The sequence below is a fragment of the Pelagicoccus enzymogenes genome (genome assembly GCF_014803405.1).
In the GTDB taxonomy this organism is placed as follows: Bacteria; Verrucomicrobiota; Verrucomicrobiia; order Opitutales; family Opitutaceae; genus Pelagicoccus; species Pelagicoccus enzymogenes.
Map to the genome: position 1 here is coordinate 289,780 of NZ_JACYFG010000061.1, position 14,794 is coordinate 304,573.

Annotated in this window: 12 protein-coding genes and 1 tRNA gene; 7 read left to right on the top strand and 6 right to left on the bottom strand. The window is 56.4% G+C overall.

The window, feature by feature from the left end:
* Positions 1-75: 75 nt before the first annotated feature.
* The 3 genes from IEN85_RS24050 to IEN85_RS24060 all read right to left on the bottom strand — a co-directional run bounded on the left by IEN85_RS24050 (position 76) and on the right by IEN85_RS24060 (position 3,225).
* The gene (locus IEN85_RS24050) at positions 76-1,677 is read right to left on the bottom strand and encodes an L-aspartate oxidase (RefSeq protein WP_191619664.1); all 1,602 of its coding nucleotides are present in this window, start codon (positions 1,675-1,677) and stop codon (positions 76-78) included.
* Between the two features lie 29 nt (positions 1,678-1,706).
* A complete protein-coding gene (gene nadA / locus IEN85_RS24055) occupies positions 1,707-2,792 on the bottom strand; it encodes a quinolinate synthase NadA (protein WP_191619665.1) in 1,086 nt (361 codons plus the stop codon).
* Positions 2,793-3,140: 348 nt separating this feature from the next.
* Positions 3,141-3,225: transfer RNA gene (locus IEN85_RS24060), tRNA-Leu, on the bottom strand.
* Between the two features lie 591 nt (positions 3,226-3,816).
* Between IEN85_RS24060 and IEN85_RS24065 the strand changes: the two genes are divergently transcribed.
* Both IEN85_RS24065 and IEN85_RS24070 read left to right on the top strand, forming a co-directional pair.
* Positions 3,817-4,566, top strand: a complete 750-nt coding sequence (locus IEN85_RS24065) for an RsmE family RNA methyltransferase (RefSeq protein ID WP_191619666.1) — start codon at positions 3,817-3,819, stop codon at positions 4,564-4,566.
* Between the two features lie 249 nt (positions 4,567-4,815).
* Positions 4,816-5,022, top strand: coding sequence for a hypothetical protein (locus IEN85_RS24070; protein WP_191619667.1), 207 nt, complete (start codon positions 4,816-4,818; stop codon positions 5,020-5,022).
* A gap of 93 nt (positions 5,023-5,115) precedes the next feature.
* Here IEN85_RS24070 and IEN85_RS24075 read toward each other — a convergent pair whose 3' ends face one another.
* From IEN85_RS24075 to IEN85_RS24085, 3 genes are read right to left on the bottom strand one after another with little or no spacing between them, the layout of a single operon-like run.
* Positions 5,116-6,693, bottom strand: coding sequence for a beta-ketoacyl-ACP synthase 3 (locus IEN85_RS24075; protein ID WP_191619668.1), 1,578 nt, complete (start codon positions 6,691-6,693; stop codon positions 5,116-5,118).
* A 49-nt stretch (positions 6,694-6,742) separates the two neighbouring features.
* Positions 6,743-8,374: a CTP synthase gene (pyrG, locus tag IEN85_RS24080; RefSeq protein ID WP_191619669.1), complete on the bottom strand. Its 1,632-nt coding sequence runs from the start codon at positions 8,372-8,374 to the stop codon at positions 6,743-6,745.
* 39 nt (positions 8,375-8,413) lie between these two features.
* Entirely contained in the window at positions 8,414-8,611 is a 198-nt protein-coding gene (locus IEN85_RS24085) for a hypothetical protein (RefSeq protein WP_191619670.1), read from the bottom strand.
* Between the two features lie 137 nt (positions 8,612-8,748).
* On the opposite strand from IEN85_RS24085, the gene IEN85_RS24090 reads away from it, so the two are divergent.
* The 5 genes from IEN85_RS24090 to IEN85_RS24110 all read left to right on the top strand — a co-directional run bounded on the left by IEN85_RS24090 (position 8,749) and on the right by IEN85_RS24110 (position 14,782).
* Complete coding sequence (locus IEN85_RS24090) at positions 8,749-9,732, top strand: adenosine kinase (RefSeq protein WP_191619671.1); 984 nt, start codon at positions 8,749-8,751, stop codon at positions 9,730-9,732.
* A 266-nt stretch (positions 9,733-9,998) separates the two neighbouring features.
* Positions 9,999-11,264: a sensor histidine kinase gene (locus tag IEN85_RS24095; protein ID WP_191619672.1), complete on the top strand. Its 1,266-nt coding sequence runs from the start codon at positions 9,999-10,001 to the stop codon at positions 11,262-11,264.
* A 44-nt stretch (positions 11,265-11,308) separates the two neighbouring features.
* Complete coding sequence (locus tag IEN85_RS24100; RefSeq protein ID WP_191619673.1) at positions 11,309-12,559, top strand: BaiN/RdsA family NAD(P)/FAD-dependent oxidoreductase; 1,251 nt, start codon at positions 11,309-11,311, stop codon at positions 12,557-12,559.
* Positions 12,560-12,613: 54 nt separating this feature from the next.
* Positions 12,614-13,210: a hypothetical protein gene (locus IEN85_RS24105; protein WP_191619674.1), complete on the top strand. Its 597-nt coding sequence runs from the start codon at positions 12,614-12,616 to the stop codon at positions 13,208-13,210.
* A gap of 81 nt (positions 13,211-13,291) precedes the next feature.
* On the top strand, positions 13,292-14,782 hold the full coding sequence (locus IEN85_RS24110) for a carboxypeptidase M32 (RefSeq protein WP_191619675.1): 1,491 nt from the start codon (positions 13,292-13,294) through the stop codon (positions 14,780-14,782).
* Positions 14,783-14,794 lie beyond the last annotated feature (12 nt).

Consider the following 14,794-nt stretch of genomic DNA (forward strand, 5'->3'; position numbering starts at 1 on the left):
CGCTGGATAAATCTCTACCGCCCCTCACTACGAGAGCAAGGGCGCGAGGACTGCAAACGAACACAGACTTAATCGCTACTTTCCCTCGTCGTAAGCCTCAGCAGGACCGTCAATTTCCTCGTCTTCCGCGGCGATGTAGTGGCTTCCCTTGCTTTCAGGATTCAGGCTCGCCGCGTGGACGACGAGCAGGGCCGCCTTCACTGCGTTGCGCAGCTCCACCAAGGATCGCGTCAAGCGTGCCCCTGCGTAGAAGCTGCTGATCTCCTCATCCAGTTGCCCGAGGATTCGACGCGCCCGCTGGAGGCGTCGCGGCGAACGAATGAGCCCGACATAGTTCCACATCGTATTCTTGATCAGACGCATGTCCTGCTGGATCAACACTTCGTCCGCAGCGCGTTCCGGACTGACCCACTCCTTGACTTCCGGTAGATGAAATTGGTCCTTCCGTATGTCTTCCACGTCCGCTCGAGCCGTAAGCTTCGCCGAGACCAAACACTCCAAGAGCGAGGTACTCGCCAAGCGATTCGCCCCGTGCAGGCCCGTACAAGCAGTTTCGCCGATGGCATTGAGATTCGCGACGGAGGATCGACCCGCCAGGTCCGTGTAGACTCCCCCGCAAGTGTAATGCGCTGCCGGCGCCACAGGAATCGGCTCTCTACTGATATCCACACCGCAAGCGAGCGCCCTCTCATGTATCGAGGGAAAACGTTCTCGGATGAAATCCGGCTTCAATTTCGAAAGGTCGATGTAGACGCAATTCTCCCCGCTCGCGATGAGCTCCCGATGGATAGCCCGGGCCACGATGTCGCGAGGAGCCAATGATTTCATGGGGTGCTGACTGTCCATGAAAGCATGGCCATCTCCATTGACCAACACTCCACCTTCACCTCGAACGGCCTCGGAAACCAAAAAGAGCTGACAATTCTTTTTGAGGAACACAGTGGGGTGAAACTGAATGTACTCCAGATCGATGATGCGAGCGCCCACCCGACGCGCCATCGCAACGCCGTGTCCGACAACGCCGGGCTGATTGGTCGTGTTCTTGAAGACTTGTCCGAGCCCACCCGTCGCCAAGATCGTCTTCTTGGCGATGATCGCTTTCACCTCCCCGCTCAAGGTATCGAGGGCGTACACTCCAATGCAGGTGATCGGCTTGTACTTGTCGATCGAATACACGGAATTGTGGGACAGCGTCAGCAAATCGATGGCGACGTGGTTCTCTAGGATATTGAGATTCTGGATACCTCGGACATATTCGTGGAAATTGTTTAGGATGGCGCGTCCCGTAACATCCTTGGCATAGATGATCCGCTTGTCGCTATGTCCACCTTCACGCGTGAACTGCAAGTCACCGGATTCGCTGCGATCGAAAGGGATGTCCAAACGGTCGAGCAACAAGTCCTGCACTGCGGCCTGCCCTTCCCGGACCAAACAACGCACGGCTTCCGGATTCGCCGTATTCGCCGAGGCAACCATTATATCCTTCTCGAGCTGGTCAGGATGGTAAGAGGTGTCATAAATGATGCCCCCTTGGGCCCACTTGCTGTTGGCCCCAGCCGAAAGCTGGTCAGCGCAGATCATCGTCACCGACAATCCTTGGCTACACGCATGGTGCGCGTAGGCAGTACCAGCGAGCCCAGCCCCTATGACGAGGCAGTCTGTACGGATCGTTTCCACTTGCGTTCAGGCAGTTTGAGTCCGGCCCCCTAGCATCCCTTGCCGGGTTGATGCGGGGCCCCCTCGGCGATCTCGAACATCCGGTCGATCGAGTAAAGCGCTTTTTGGCGAAGATCCTCGTCCAATTCGATCACCTGCTCCGGTCTCGGAGCAACCAACACGTCACGAATCTTTTCCAAAGAGTTCATCTTCATGTAAGGGCAGAGCTTGCACCCAGAGATGAAACGCTTTTCCGGAGCCTCTACTTCGATGCGTTCCACAAGGCCGCACTCCGTAAGCATCATGAAATAAGGAGCTTCCGTCGCCTTGACGTACTGCATCATACCGCCAGTACTGCCCACGTAGTCGCTCTTCTCGGTGATATTCAAGGTACATTCCGGATGGGAAACGACCTTGAGACCGGGAAACTTCGAACGAGCTTCGGCGATTGTTTCGGGATCGAAATTATCGTGAACGATGCAAGTGCCGTCCGAAGAAACGATTTCCTTGTCGATTCCCAGCTTCTTCATCTCCACCCGGATATTTTCCGCCATCAAACGATCCGGCACGAAGAGGACCTGCTTCTGCGGCAGGGAGGCCACGATCTTGTAGACGTTGCTGGAGGTGACGCACACATCGCACTCAGCCTTAACTTCTGCCGTGCTGTTGATGTAGCAAACCACCGCGGCGTCCGGATACGCTTTTTTAAGTTCCCGCAACTGCTCTCCAGTCAGCGAATCCGCTAGAGAACAACCAGAAGCTCTATCCGGAACCACCACCTGGGAATCCGGCGAGAGAATCTTGGCGGTCTCAGCCATGAAAACCACCCCTGAGAAAACGATGCTCTTCGCGCCCGACTCCTTCGCCTTCAAGCTCAGCATGTAGGAGTCGCCCGCGAAATCTGCGACCCCGTAGACGATCTCAGGTTCAACGTAGGAGTGAGCCAAGATCACGGCCCCTTTCTCCTTCTTCAGCTCGTTGATCTCCAAGGTGAGCGGAGCGATTTCACGACAAGCTTCCAAGTTCCAGGATCGGCTGGCCTCGCACTCCACGTGCATGAGTTTTGCGAGCAGGCGCTCTGCCTCCTCCGCGATTTGAGCTTCCGTGTATTTTCTGTTGTCTGCTGCGCTTACCATAGTCCGGGCACTTGCTTCGATTTTGAAAAGCTAACGAACTTGATCACTTCGCGCAAGAAAGGGAAGCATTTGCTTGATAAGCCTCCGCTTCGTCGAACCCGATGGGTCCTCGCCCCACCGGCGTTCCCCGGAATCACGGGTCTGACGCTCGCCAATCGCAAGCCACTCTTCCAAAGGATGTGGTACCCAGGGTGGGATTGACTCGCTGCGCTCGGAGCTTCGCCCCAAACCTACGGTTTGCCCATCTCCGCTTCGCTTCGTCGAACCCGATGGGTTCTCGCCCCACCGGCGTTCCCCGGAATCACGGGTCTGACGCTCGCCAATCGCAAGCCGCTCTTCCAAAGGATGTGGTACCCAGGGTGGGACTCGAACCCACACTTCCGGAGAAAGCGGATTTTGAATCCGCCGCGTCTACCAATTCCGCCACCTGGGCATCCTTTGAGTGCGTCGCGTAAGCCGATGCGGCTTAAAAACGAAGACCGGTGTTTTGCCATGAGCGCGACGCGATGCAAGCCTAATTCAAATCGAAGCGCATCGCATTTCGATTTTGCTAGAAAAACAGACAACGAGGGGGCTTGAGAGAAATAAAAAAGAAACCTTATCCCCCTATCCAACAGGAGATTATGCAAAACCTTCAGAACTCTCCCAAAATCTTGCCAGAATCTTTGAACGTTCCAGCCACGGCTACGTCTATCTTTGCAGGACATATTAAGGGTTTGTTCAATTTTGTATCTAGTTTGTAGTTTGATAAGTCGAAAGAGGCACCGCTTAGCGGTGCCTCTTTTCGTTTCCGGCAAGGCTTTCCTTTCAGCAACTTCGGCCTCGGAAAACTTTTTCGAATTTTCTCTCAAAACTTTTGAACGAATCGCCAGCGAGCGCGCCTATCCCCTGTGTAGGTAGTTAATTAGGTAGTTAATCAATTTTTTAGAATCTGGTTTGTAGTTTGATAAGTTAGGAAAGGCGTCGCGAAAGCGGCGCCTTTTCTGTTTGTCAGCAAGATAAGGCTGATCGTTAGTTATGCGACATGCCAGACTTTCGCAGCTACCATGAACACGCCCCGAAAAACGTGGGCGACCAAGTTCTGCTTGGTCCTGAAGAGTCGAACCATCTCGTCGCTGCGAATCGAGCCCGCGTGGGAGATTCGGTTTCCCTCTTCAACGGACTCGGCTGCGAGTGTGAAGCTCGACTGCTTGATGCAAACAAGCGCAAAGCGCTGCTCGAGATAACCGAGATCAGCTTCGCCCCCCCCACTCCCTACCGTATCGCACTCGCCCAAGCCCTTCCGAAAGGGAAGCTGATGGAAAGTATCATTCGCAAGGCATCGGAAATCGGAGCCCAGCAGATTTTCCCAGTGGCCTCGAAGCGCTGCGAGGCAAAGGTCGACGCCAAAAAACAAGATACCAAAAACGCCAAGTGGAGTACCGCCGCCCTTGAAGGAGCTAAGCAAAGCGGCAATCCCTACTTGGTGCAAATCGAAGACCTCACGGACTTCCAAAGCTTCATGGAACTCAGTCGCGCCTTCGAACTGAAGCTCATCGCCAGCCTGGAGCCTCACGCTCTCCCCCTGAAACAGCATCTCGCCTCGCGAAAAGAGAAGCTTCCCAGCTCCGCCATTTGCTTGATCGGCCCCGAGGGCGACTTTACCCCCGAAGAATACGAAGAAGCTGCCCAAAATGGCTTTCTTCCCACCAGGCTCGGCCCTTATGTGATGCGAAGCGAAACGGCCGCCGTGCACGCGCTGAGCATTCTACAACATGAGCTCACGAATCGTTAAGCCACGGAAAACGGGAGATCGCGACGCCTCGTCTTTTCCCCTATCCGATCCTAGTGTTAAGAATTAAATCATAGTGTAAAAAAAACAGACAGATCTGAGTCCTTCGTTAAACTACTTAAAAAGAAAGTAACGACTCATATCCAACAACTTACGCTACCCCAAGCAAGTTTGGCACTCTATTCGCTCCTTTCCAGAGCAGCTTCCCGCGGGTCTAAGGGCTCGCCCGAAGCTGCTAATCGAAGGACCGAGATGAACCAAGCAAGCACAACACAATCCCAAACCGGCACGCCCCTTGTCGACCCGCAAGAATCGCCGGCGAAGGTGGCCCCCAACGAACAGTTGGCCGGCAGTGCCGATCTTGCGCTAATCGTCCTCGGCGTTCTCTTGCTCGGAGTTAGCAGCTACATGTTCCTCCTGAAGCTTTGCAAGAGCCTCGCTACCAGCGGCAACAAATAAGGCCGCAGCACTCGAAAACAAAAAAAAAGCCCGATCTGAACAGTCGGGCTTTTCTCGTTTCGGAAACTTGAAAATGAGCGCCTTGCTGGCGGACTACCAAGTCATCAAGCCGCCAGCAAAAGTGAATCCGGCGCCGACCGAGCAGAAGATGATCTTGTCGCCTTCTTCGAAAATCTCTTCCTCGGCAGCCCAGCCCAAAGCCATGGAAACAGACGCAGCCGAGGTGTTGCCGTACTTGTTGATAGTCACGACAAATTTCTCGTAAGGGATGCCCACTCGCTTGCTCACGGCTCTCAGAATACGGGCGTTGGCTTGGTGCGGCACAATCCAAGAAACGTCATCCGGCTTCAGCCCGTGCCTCTCGAGCGCGCTCTCGATGATGTTCGAGAAGGCCAGAACGGCACGCTTGAAAACGACTCCTCCATCCATCTTCAGATAAAAGGAATCCAGGTCCTCGCCCGGCGAGGGCATCGGCTTGAGGGCGCCACCACCGGTGCGTGAAATCGCGTCGGTGAAACGGGCGTCACCGCTGAGCTCCAAACGATGCAGGCGGTGCCCACCTTCGCCCTTGGTCAGAATGGCCGCTCCCGCGCCGTCACCGAAGAGGAATGCCGTCTCGTGGTCCTTAGGGTTGGTGATTCGCGAAAGGATTTCCGCCGTCACCACCAAAATGTTTTTCGCGGTACCGCCGTAGATCAGGCTGCGCCCCACCTCCAAAGCGTAGAGCCAACCGGAACAGGCCGCATTCAAGTCAAACGCCAAGGCGGACTCCACGCCTAGTTCCCTGGCAAGAATGCTGGCTGCGCCCGGCACCGGGTGGTCCGGCAAGAGCGTAGCCACCACCACAGCGTCAATGTCCGAAACCTCCAAGCCGGCCATCTTCAGGGCATGACGAGTCGCCTTGCTCGCAAGGCTGGTCGCCGACTCGCCTTCGGAAATAACGTACCGTTGCTGGATGCCAGTAACCTTGACGATTTCCTCTTCGGTCTTGCCTGGGAACTGCTTCAGGATTTCCGCGTTGGATCGCATGTTTTGCGGCACCGCATATCCGATGCCGGCGACGCAAGCGGTTTGAGTGGAGCCATCTCCAACCGCGACGGCCGCAGCTTGCGAAACCGTGGCCTTGGCGGGGACATAGGCTTCCAGATCGTCTCCCGTCACGCGTCCTCCCGGTCCCGTACCTACGATGTCGGTCATGGACTCTGGATCGAAGCCTCGCTCCAAGGCCAACTTCTTGGCCCGCGGCGTCCAGCGAATGCCGTTCGCCTTGGCGAGCGGTGCGGTAGTCACCGGAGCAACAAGCGGAGCGGAAGCGACTTCCTGCATCACCGGAGCAGCGGGCGGCGCCTCAGGCTTCGCCTCTTTCACTGCCGAAGTCGCTTGAGGCGCTGCATCCGCATCCACCGTGAGGTGGGCTACGGACGTATCCTCCGTTTCAATACGAACGAAGGGCGCGCCAACTTCGAGGATATCCCCCGCACGGCAATGGATCTGCCGTACCACCCCGTCGCACGGAGCTTCGAAGTCGAAGACCGACTTGTCGCTCTCCAACTCTGCTATCTTCTCGCCCTTTGCGATTTCCTGACCTGCTTCGACTTCGAGGTCGATCAAGGTCATTTCGTTGACAGTAGCCCCCATGGAAGGGATCGGCACGTCGATGAGAAAGCTCATTGGCTTCAGTACTAGGGTTTAGTGGTAATCAGTTGCAGACTGGACCCGCTTAGCGATTTTCGTGGCGGTTGATGGCCGCTTCCACGAAGGCCTGGAAAAGCGGGTGGGCCTTGTTTGGCTTGGAAAGGAATTCCGGATGCGATTGTACCGCGAGGAACCAAGGGTGTTCCTTCAACTCGACCATTTCCACGAGATTGCGCTTCGGGTTCACGCCGCTGACCACCAACCCCGCCTTTTCGAGATCCTCGACAAAAGCGTTGTTCACTTCGTAGCGATGGCGGTGACGTTCACGAATGATCTCCTGGCCGTAGGCGGCGAAGGCATGCGTGCCTTTCTTGACCTTGCACTCGTAGGAGCCAAGACGCATGGAACCGCCCTTGTCGACGACTTGCTTCTGCTCTTCCATCAAGGTGATGACCGGATGCTCGGTCTTCTCGTCGAATTCGAGGCTATTGGCCGACTTCAAGCCGAGCACGTTGCGGGCGTACTCGATAACCGCAATCTGCAGACCAAGACAGAGGCCGAAGTAAGGAACGTTGTTCTCGCGAGCGTAACGGACCGCAGCGATCTTTCCCTCGGTACCACGGTCGCCAAAGCCACCGGGAACCAAGATGCCATGCAAACTCTTGAGCGTTTCCAAGCCTTCGGGAGTTTCCAGCGACTCCGCGTCGATGCGCTTGATGTTAACCGCGCAGTCGTTGGCGATGCCCGCGTGGGTAATCGACTCGTAGACCGACTTGTAGGCGTCCTGCAATTCGATGTACTTTCCGACCACCCCGATGGTGACGCGCTTGGAAGGCGACTTGATACGGCGCACGATATCGGTCCATATGCTTTCCTTAGGCTGCGGAGCGTCGAGCTTGAGGAAGTCCACAACCAAATCGTCGAGATGCTCGCGACGGAGCATTACAGGAAGTTCATAGATCGAATCGTCCACGTCGATCTCCTCGATAACGGCCTTTACCGGCACGTTGCAGAAAAGGCTCATCTTTTCCCGAAGCTCTCCATCTATCGGATGTTCGGTACGGCAAACCAGGATATCCGGCTGGATACCGATCTCACGCATCTTGGCCACGCTCTGCTGCGTCGGCTTGGTCTTGAGCTCGCCTGCAGCCGCCAGGAACGGCAAGAGCGTGCAGTGGATGAAGAGAACGTTGTCGCGACCCGCCTCCAAAGCGAACTGGCGCATGGCTTCCAAGAACGGCAAGCCTTCAATATCGCCAACGGTGCCACCGATTTCCGTGATGAGAATGTCCACGTCCTCGCTGGCCGCTTGGATGCGAGCCTTGATCTCGTTGGTCACGTGCGGGATGACCTGGACCGTCTTTCCTAGATACTCACCCCGACGCTCCTTTTGGATGACGGACTCGTAGATTTGTCCCGAAGTCAGGTTGTTGAACTGGCTCAGCTTACCGGAAGTGAAGCGCTCGTAGTGGCCAAGATCGAGGTCGGTCTCCGCGCCGTCGTCCAGGACGTACACCTCGCCATGCTGGAACGGGTTCATGGTCCCCGGATCCACATTCAAATACGGGTCGAATTTCTGGATACGCACCGTGCAGCCACGCTCCTCGAGCAACGCTCCGAGAGAGGCTGCCGTCAAGCCCTTGCCTAGGGACGAGACTACGCCGCCCGTCACGAAAATATACTTCTTTGCCTTACTGTTTTCCACTTTGGCTGCCATGAGAATTAGATATGAAAGAGGAGGTCAAACCACATCGCGTTAAGGTGCTAAAATCATCCAGCCGGCAAACACCACGATCGCTAGAAGCGCTACGGTAACCAGCAATACCATGCCGACCCGCACCAACTTCCAAACCACCCAGCCAAGCCCGAGCCCTACGACGACGAGGCACGCAGTGACGAGCCAGGACGGGTAGATCCCATAGAGTCCCTTTATTTCGTCGAGTAACTGCGCCATGGGGGGCGACTCTAGGAGACCCCTCTCGACCGCATCAACCTCCAATTCCACACTCAAGCAATTTTGCTGAGGGCGCCAGATCCTGCGGGCACATATCGCGTTGCCAAGTCGCCCCGATTCCCCAAAACCACTTCCCGATGGCCAAAAAGTACAACATATACGGGATGGGAAACGCCCTCGTCGACATCGTCACGGAAGTCGAAGACGCCTTCTTCTCCAAGAATGAAATCGAAAAGGGAGTCATGACTCTCGTCGACGAAGCCCGCCAGAGCGCCCTGGTATCCGCAATCGATCTCGATGCGGCCGACAAGCAATGCGGCGGTTCCGCCGCCAACTCCATTATCGGCGCCGCCCAGTTCGGAGCACGCACCTTTTACAGCTGCAAGGTCGCCAACGACGAACTTGGCCAGTTCTACCTCACCGACCTGAAGGCCAACGGCGCCGACACCAACCTCTCCGCCGACGCCCTCCCCGAAGGCATCACCGGCAAGTGCCTCGTCATGACCACCCCGGACGCGGAACGCACCATGAACACCTTCCTCGGTGTCACCGCTACCTACTCCACCGAGCAAATCGACGAAGCGGCCCTTGCGGACTCCGAATACCTCTACATCGAAGGCTACCTCGTCACCTCTCCCAATGGAGTCGAAGCCATGAAGGCCGCGAAAGCCAAGGCAGAGTCCCTCGGCGTCAAGACAGCCCTCACCTTCTCCGATCCCGCCATGGTCAAGTACTTCGGCGACGCCATGAAGGACGTTATCGGGACCGGAATCGACCTGCTCTTCTGCAACGAGGAGGAAGCCATGACCTACACCGGAACCGAGAGCGTTCCGGCAGCCGTCCAAGCCTTGAAAGCAACTGCTAAACAGTTCGTGATCACCCTCGGCCCCGACGGAGCGCTCGTTTGGGACGGTCAAAACGAGATTAAGATCGCGCCCGTTCCCACCGAAGCCGTCGATACCAACGGTGCGGGCGACCTTTTCGCAGGGGCCTTCCTCTACGGCATCACCAACGGCCTCAGCCACGCAGAAGCAGGAGCTCTCGCCAGCCGAGCCTCCTCCGCGGTGGTGTCGAAATTCGGACCCCGACTCAGCAAGGCCCAAGCGCAAGCCCTCCTGTAAGAGGCGGCCTCACTCTTAAACCTTTCGTGAATCCTGCTCCTCCAAGACGTGGTGAGCAGGATTTTTTTGTATGGGAGCCTCTTTTTCCGTCACCTTTGACTTTCAGTGACTTCCGCCAACCTTTTGTCACCCAAGACTCACCTAGAAATCGCGACGCCCCAGTGGAGAAACCGTTCCAACATAAGCTAAGCCCTCCAGAACTGGAGCGAAAGTTCCGCAGCTCACGCGACGGAAACGATCGCAAGCAGCTACTTCGCATCTTGAGCATGTCGACGATCATCATCGCGATATTCACCTTTCTCGATGCCCCCAATCCACAAGATACTCCCGGCTTCGAAATCGCGTTCGGAGCCCGGATCCTCGGAGTCGTCGCCTCGATCGCCGGTCTCCTCAAAATCAGACGCGCCTACGACTCCCAAAAAGACGAGTCCTTCATATTCGTTTGTGGACTGCTGATCGTAAGCCACTTGGTCATCTCCAACTCCATCTATCGCGAAGGCCTAATCTCCATCGCCGCCTGGGACATCGCAGCCATCTTTGCCATCTACGCCTTGGCGCCCATCCGCTTCCACTACCAAGCCGCCCTCGCTCTGACCCTGACCCTTGGCTCCCTCATCCTGTGGATATTCGTTGCCGTTCCCCAGCTCAATTTCGTCGCGAGCATCTCTACCCCGATCGCCTACATCGCCGCCAATTGCTTCGGCATCACGCTTTCGCTCAACCTCAATCGCATCCAACGCCAAGAATTCCAACACCTCGAGGCGGAGAAGCAACTGCGAGCCGACCTGGAAAAAACCATGGCTACTCGCGACCAGCTCTTTTCGGTCATCGCCCACGATCTGCGAGGCCCCATCGGGGCCTTGAGCGAAATCGGCAAGCTTCTCGACTCCATAAATCCCATCGAAATTAGAAAGCGAGAGGAGCTCACCAACCTTCTTTGCGTCGGCTCCCGCGCCAGTTTCGAGCTGCTCGACAACCTCCTCAATTGGGCCCTCTCCGAAACCGGAGGCATCGAGCCAAAAATCCAAAGGCTGGATCTGCAAAACGCGATCGAGTCGAACATCGACCTGCTCGCCGGCAGCGCCAGCAACAAGAATATCCGCCTGACAACCGACAGCAGCCAAGGACTCGCCGTCCAAGCGGATCCCAAGATGTTGAATACCATCCTGCGCAACCTCATAGCCAACGCCATCAAGTTCACCCGCAAGGGCGGGGAGATAAAGATCCTGCAACGCCTCGGCGAGGACAATACCGTGAAAATCACGATCGAGGACAACGGGATCGGAATCGCCCCCAACCGGCTAGGCCAGCTGTTCAACCTCGGCTTCGACGATACCGAAGACGGCACAGCCGGCGAACAAGGCTCCAACTTGGGCCTGAGGATCGTATCCGACTTCACCAAAAAGCAAAACGGACGGATCGAGGTCGCCAGCAAGCCCAACCAAGGCACCAAAATCACACTCACCTTTCCCCTGTCTCCCGACCTCCAAGGCGATGCCGCAGCAAGAACAGCTGCCTTTCCAAGCTCATAAGCAACCTTGTATCTGCGCGAAATCTCGCTTCCCTTCTGCCCCCAATGCCGTCCACGCAAAACCTTGAACGAAAGACCGTCGCCATTGCCGGGGCCGGAGCAGCCGGCTACTTCGCCGCCATCAACGTAGCCGAGGCAGATCCAGAGGCAGAGGTGCATCTCTTCGAGTCCTCGCGACGCACCCTCACGAAAGTCTCCATATCCGGAGGCGGGCGATGCAATGTAACTCACAGCTGTTTCGATCCCCGGGAGCTCGTCAGCTACTACCCCCGTGGAGGCAAGGAACTCCGCGGAGCGTTCCACCAATGGCAACCTCAGGACACCGTCGACTGGTTCCAATCCCGCGGCGTAGCCCTTAAGACCGAAGCCGATGGTCGCATGTTTCCCACTACCGACGATTCCCAGACCATCGTCGACTGCCTCACCCAAGCCGCGCAAAGCGCAGGAGTGAAGCTTCACCTCAGAACTGGCGTATCCAGCGTACGCCGACAAAGCGAAGAGCGATTCGAGCTCACGCTTTCCAACGCCGAAACCTTAATTGCGACCCACTTCTTGATCGCCACCGGAGGCGGACAAAAAAACGCCGGCCACACTCTGGCCACAAGCCTCGGCCACAGCATTTCCGACCTCGCGCCTTCCCTCTTCACTTTCCATATCGACCACCCGCTGCTCAAAGACCTGCAAGGCCTTTCCCTTCCCAGCGTCCAAGTCTCCTACCCTCCCGCTAAGCTTCAACAAGCGGGTCCCATCGTATTCACCCACTGGGGACTCAGCGGACCAGGCATCCTGAAACTATCCGCTTGGGGAGCTCGCGTTTTCAGCGAGCTCGACTACCAATGCGAGCTCAAGGTCAACTGGTTCGGCGGAAGCAAACCTGAGACCATTCGCCAATCGCTCGAGACTGCGAAGCGACAAAACGCTCGCAAAGCCTTGGTGAGCATCAACCCCTTCGACTTTCCGCGGCGATTCTGGGAGCGGCTTCTCGATTTCGTATCCATTTCCCCTGACACTCAATGGGCTCAACTATCCAAAAAGGCGCTCAACCAACTCGTTGAAACGATCACGTCCACCTCCCTGCAAGCCAACGGCAAGAGCATGAACAAAGAGGAATTCGTTACCTGCGGCGGCGTCACGCTAAAAGAAGTCGACTTCAAGACCCTGCAAAGCCGCATCGTACCCAATCTCTATTTCGCGGGCGAAGTGCTCGACATCGACGGCGTAACCGGTGGCTTCAACTTTCAAGCTGCCTGGACCACCTCAAGGGTAGCTGCCCTGCATATCGCTCATGGCGCGTAAGCGAAACGCTTTACGCCTTTCCATTTCACCAAAGCAAAGCCAAACTCATCACCTATGAATACCACGACTAAGATCCTAGCCCTCTCTCTTCTCAGCGCCGCAGCCCTCACCGGTTGTTCCAAAAAAGAGGAAATAACCGAAGCCGACGTGCAAGCTGCAGCAGACAAGGCGGCCCAAGAGGCAGTCGCCGCGTCCGAGTCGAAAAACGACCAAAAGCTCGCCGCCATGCAAGCCGACGCCGATGCGAAACTAGCTGAAGCCAAGGCAGACGCCGACGCCAAGCTCGCCGCGGCAAAGGAAGAAATGCAAGCCCAGCTCGCCGCCGAAACGAAGTCCCTCAAGGAACAATTCGAGTCCAGCAACGCCGCGCTAAAAAGCCAATTCGAATCCCTCAAGGAAAAGTACGAGTCCGTAAAGTCGAAGCTGCCGGAAGACACCGTCGAGCAAGTGTCCGCCAAGCTGCCCGAACTCGCTTCCAGCCTGGGCAGCCTAGAAGACATCGCCAACAAGTTCAGCCCCAGCTCCCTGGAACAGCTAAACGCCTTGAAAACCGAATACGCGGACGAACTCGCGATGGCGAAAAAGCTTGCCGACGAAATCCTGAAACTCCTCGGCAAGGGAAGCCTCGAAAGCATGCTCCCCAAGTTCTAGCCTCCCAACATTTAGATCAACGAAGGCCGCCCCTCAAAAGGCGGCCTTTTCACGCTCCAACTTTCAGCATCCACACCCTCCATGACTCCACTCGAAGCCCTTTCGCAGAAGCAAAAAAGAATCCAATCACTCGAAAGCATCGCCGGCCTGCTGGGCTGGGACGAACAAACGCTCCTTCCCCAAGACAGCGCCGACCAACGCCAGGACCAAAACGCGACCATGGCCGCGATCATCCATGAGGCCAAGACCGACCCCGAAATAGGCAAACTTCTCGAACAAATCGAGGCGCTTCCCCATGGTCCCGACGATACAGGAATCCAAGCGGTCCTGCGTGACGCCCGCATCGAATACGACCGCGCCACCAAGCTTCCGGCTTCCTACGTGGAGCAGCACGCTCGCCTCTGCTCCGAGGCATACCACGCTTGGGCTGCAGCCCGAAAAAACAACGACTTCTCAGCCTTCGCTCCCTACCTCAAGAGGCACCTCGAGTTGGCCAAGGAAGGTGCCGACTACCTTGGCTGGGGCGACCGTCCCTACGACCTGCAGATCGACTTCCACGATCCCGGCATGGACGCCCAAACGATCGGCACCCTATTCTCCGGGCTCAAAAAAGAACTCGTTCCCATCGTCCAACAAATAATCGAAGCTCCCACCCAAGCCCGTACGGACATTTTCAAAGGGTTCCCCATCCCCGAACAAAAAACCTTCCTCGAGGAGGTCACAGCCTCTCTCGGCTTCAACTACAAGCGAGGACGCATCGACATCTCCCTCCATCCCTTCTGCAGCGGAAACGGAGCCGACACCCGCATGACCACCCGCTTCGATGAGGACAACCCGCTCGATTCCCTCTTCTCCTCCATCCACGAAACAGGGCACGGACTGTACGAACAAGGACTTCCCCTCGAGTCCTTGCACAACGCCCTCGGTAAAGCTGCGGGCATGGGCGCCCACGAATCGCAAAGCCGCCTATGGGAAAACCAAGTCTGCCGCTCCCGCTCCTTCTGGAATCACTACGAACCAAAATTCCGATCCGCCTTCCCCAAGCAGCTCGAAGGGATCTCCTCCGACGAGCTTTACCTCGCCATCAACTCTGTAAGCAAAAATCCGATACGCGTAGATTCGGATGAGGTAACGTACAACCTCCACATCGTCATTCGCTTCGAAATCGAAAAGAAGCTATTCTCCGGCGAACTGCGAGTTGAGGATTTGCCCGACTATTGGAATAGCCAATACAAGGAACTGCTGGGCATAGACCCTCGCAACGATGCCGAGGGAGTCTTGCAAGACGTCCATTGGTCTGGCGGAGCCTTTGGCTACTTCCCCAGCTATTGCCTCGGAAACATGCTCGCGGCCCAGCTTTGGTACACCGTAGCCGAAGAACATTCGGATCTCGAACTGGACTTCGAAAAAGGCGACTTCTCTCGACTCCTATCTTGGCTACGCAAAAACGTTCACGCCCACGGAGCTCGCTACCACTTGATGGAACTGAGCAAGAAAGCGACCGGCAAGGAATTGTCCCACACCTCCCTGATTCGCTACTTGAAAGAACGATACCTTCCTCTCTACACCTAGATCAGCTTAGCG

Bases quoted from the DNA above. Each gene is read 5' to 3' on its own strand.
- IEN85_RS24090 (WP_191619671.1), top strand. From the start codon at position 8,749: ATGGCCAAAAAGTACAACATATACGGGATGGGAAACGCCCTCGTCGAC.
- pyrG (WP_191619669.1), bottom strand. From the start codon at position 8,374: ATGGCAGCCAAAGTGGAAAACAGTAAGGCAAAGAAGTATATTTTCGTG.
- IEN85_RS24075 (WP_191619668.1), bottom strand. From the start codon at position 6,693: ATGAGCTTTCTCATCGACGTGCCGATCCCTTCCATGGGGGCTACTGTC.
- IEN85_RS24105 (WP_191619674.1), top strand. From the start codon at position 12,614: ATGAATACCACGACTAAGATCCTAGCCCTCTCTCTTCTCAGCGCCGCA.
- IEN85_RS24065 (WP_191619666.1), top strand. From the start codon at position 3,817: ATGCCAGACTTTCGCAGCTACCATGAACACGCCCCGAAAAACGTGGGC.
- IEN85_RS24110 (WP_191619675.1), top strand. From the start codon at position 13,292: ATGACTCCACTCGAAGCCCTTTCGCAGAAGCAAAAAAGAATCCAATCA.
- IEN85_RS24100 (WP_191619673.1), top strand. From the start codon at position 11,309: ATGCCGTCCACGCAAAACCTTGAACGAAAGACCGTCGCCATTGCCGGG.
- IEN85_RS24070 (WP_191619667.1), top strand. From the start codon at position 4,816: ATGAACCAAGCAAGCACAACACAATCCCAAACCGGCACGCCCCTTGTC.
- IEN85_RS24095 (WP_191619672.1), top strand. From the start codon at position 9,999: ATGTCGACGATCATCATCGCGATATTCACCTTTCTCGATGCCCCCAAT.
- nadA (WP_191619665.1), bottom strand. From the start codon at position 2,792: ATGGTAAGCGCAGCAGACAACAGAAAATACACGGAAGCTCAAATCGCG.
- IEN85_RS24085 (WP_191619670.1), bottom strand. From the start codon at position 8,611: ATGGCGCAGTTACTCGACGAAATAAAGGGACTCTATGGGATCTACCCG.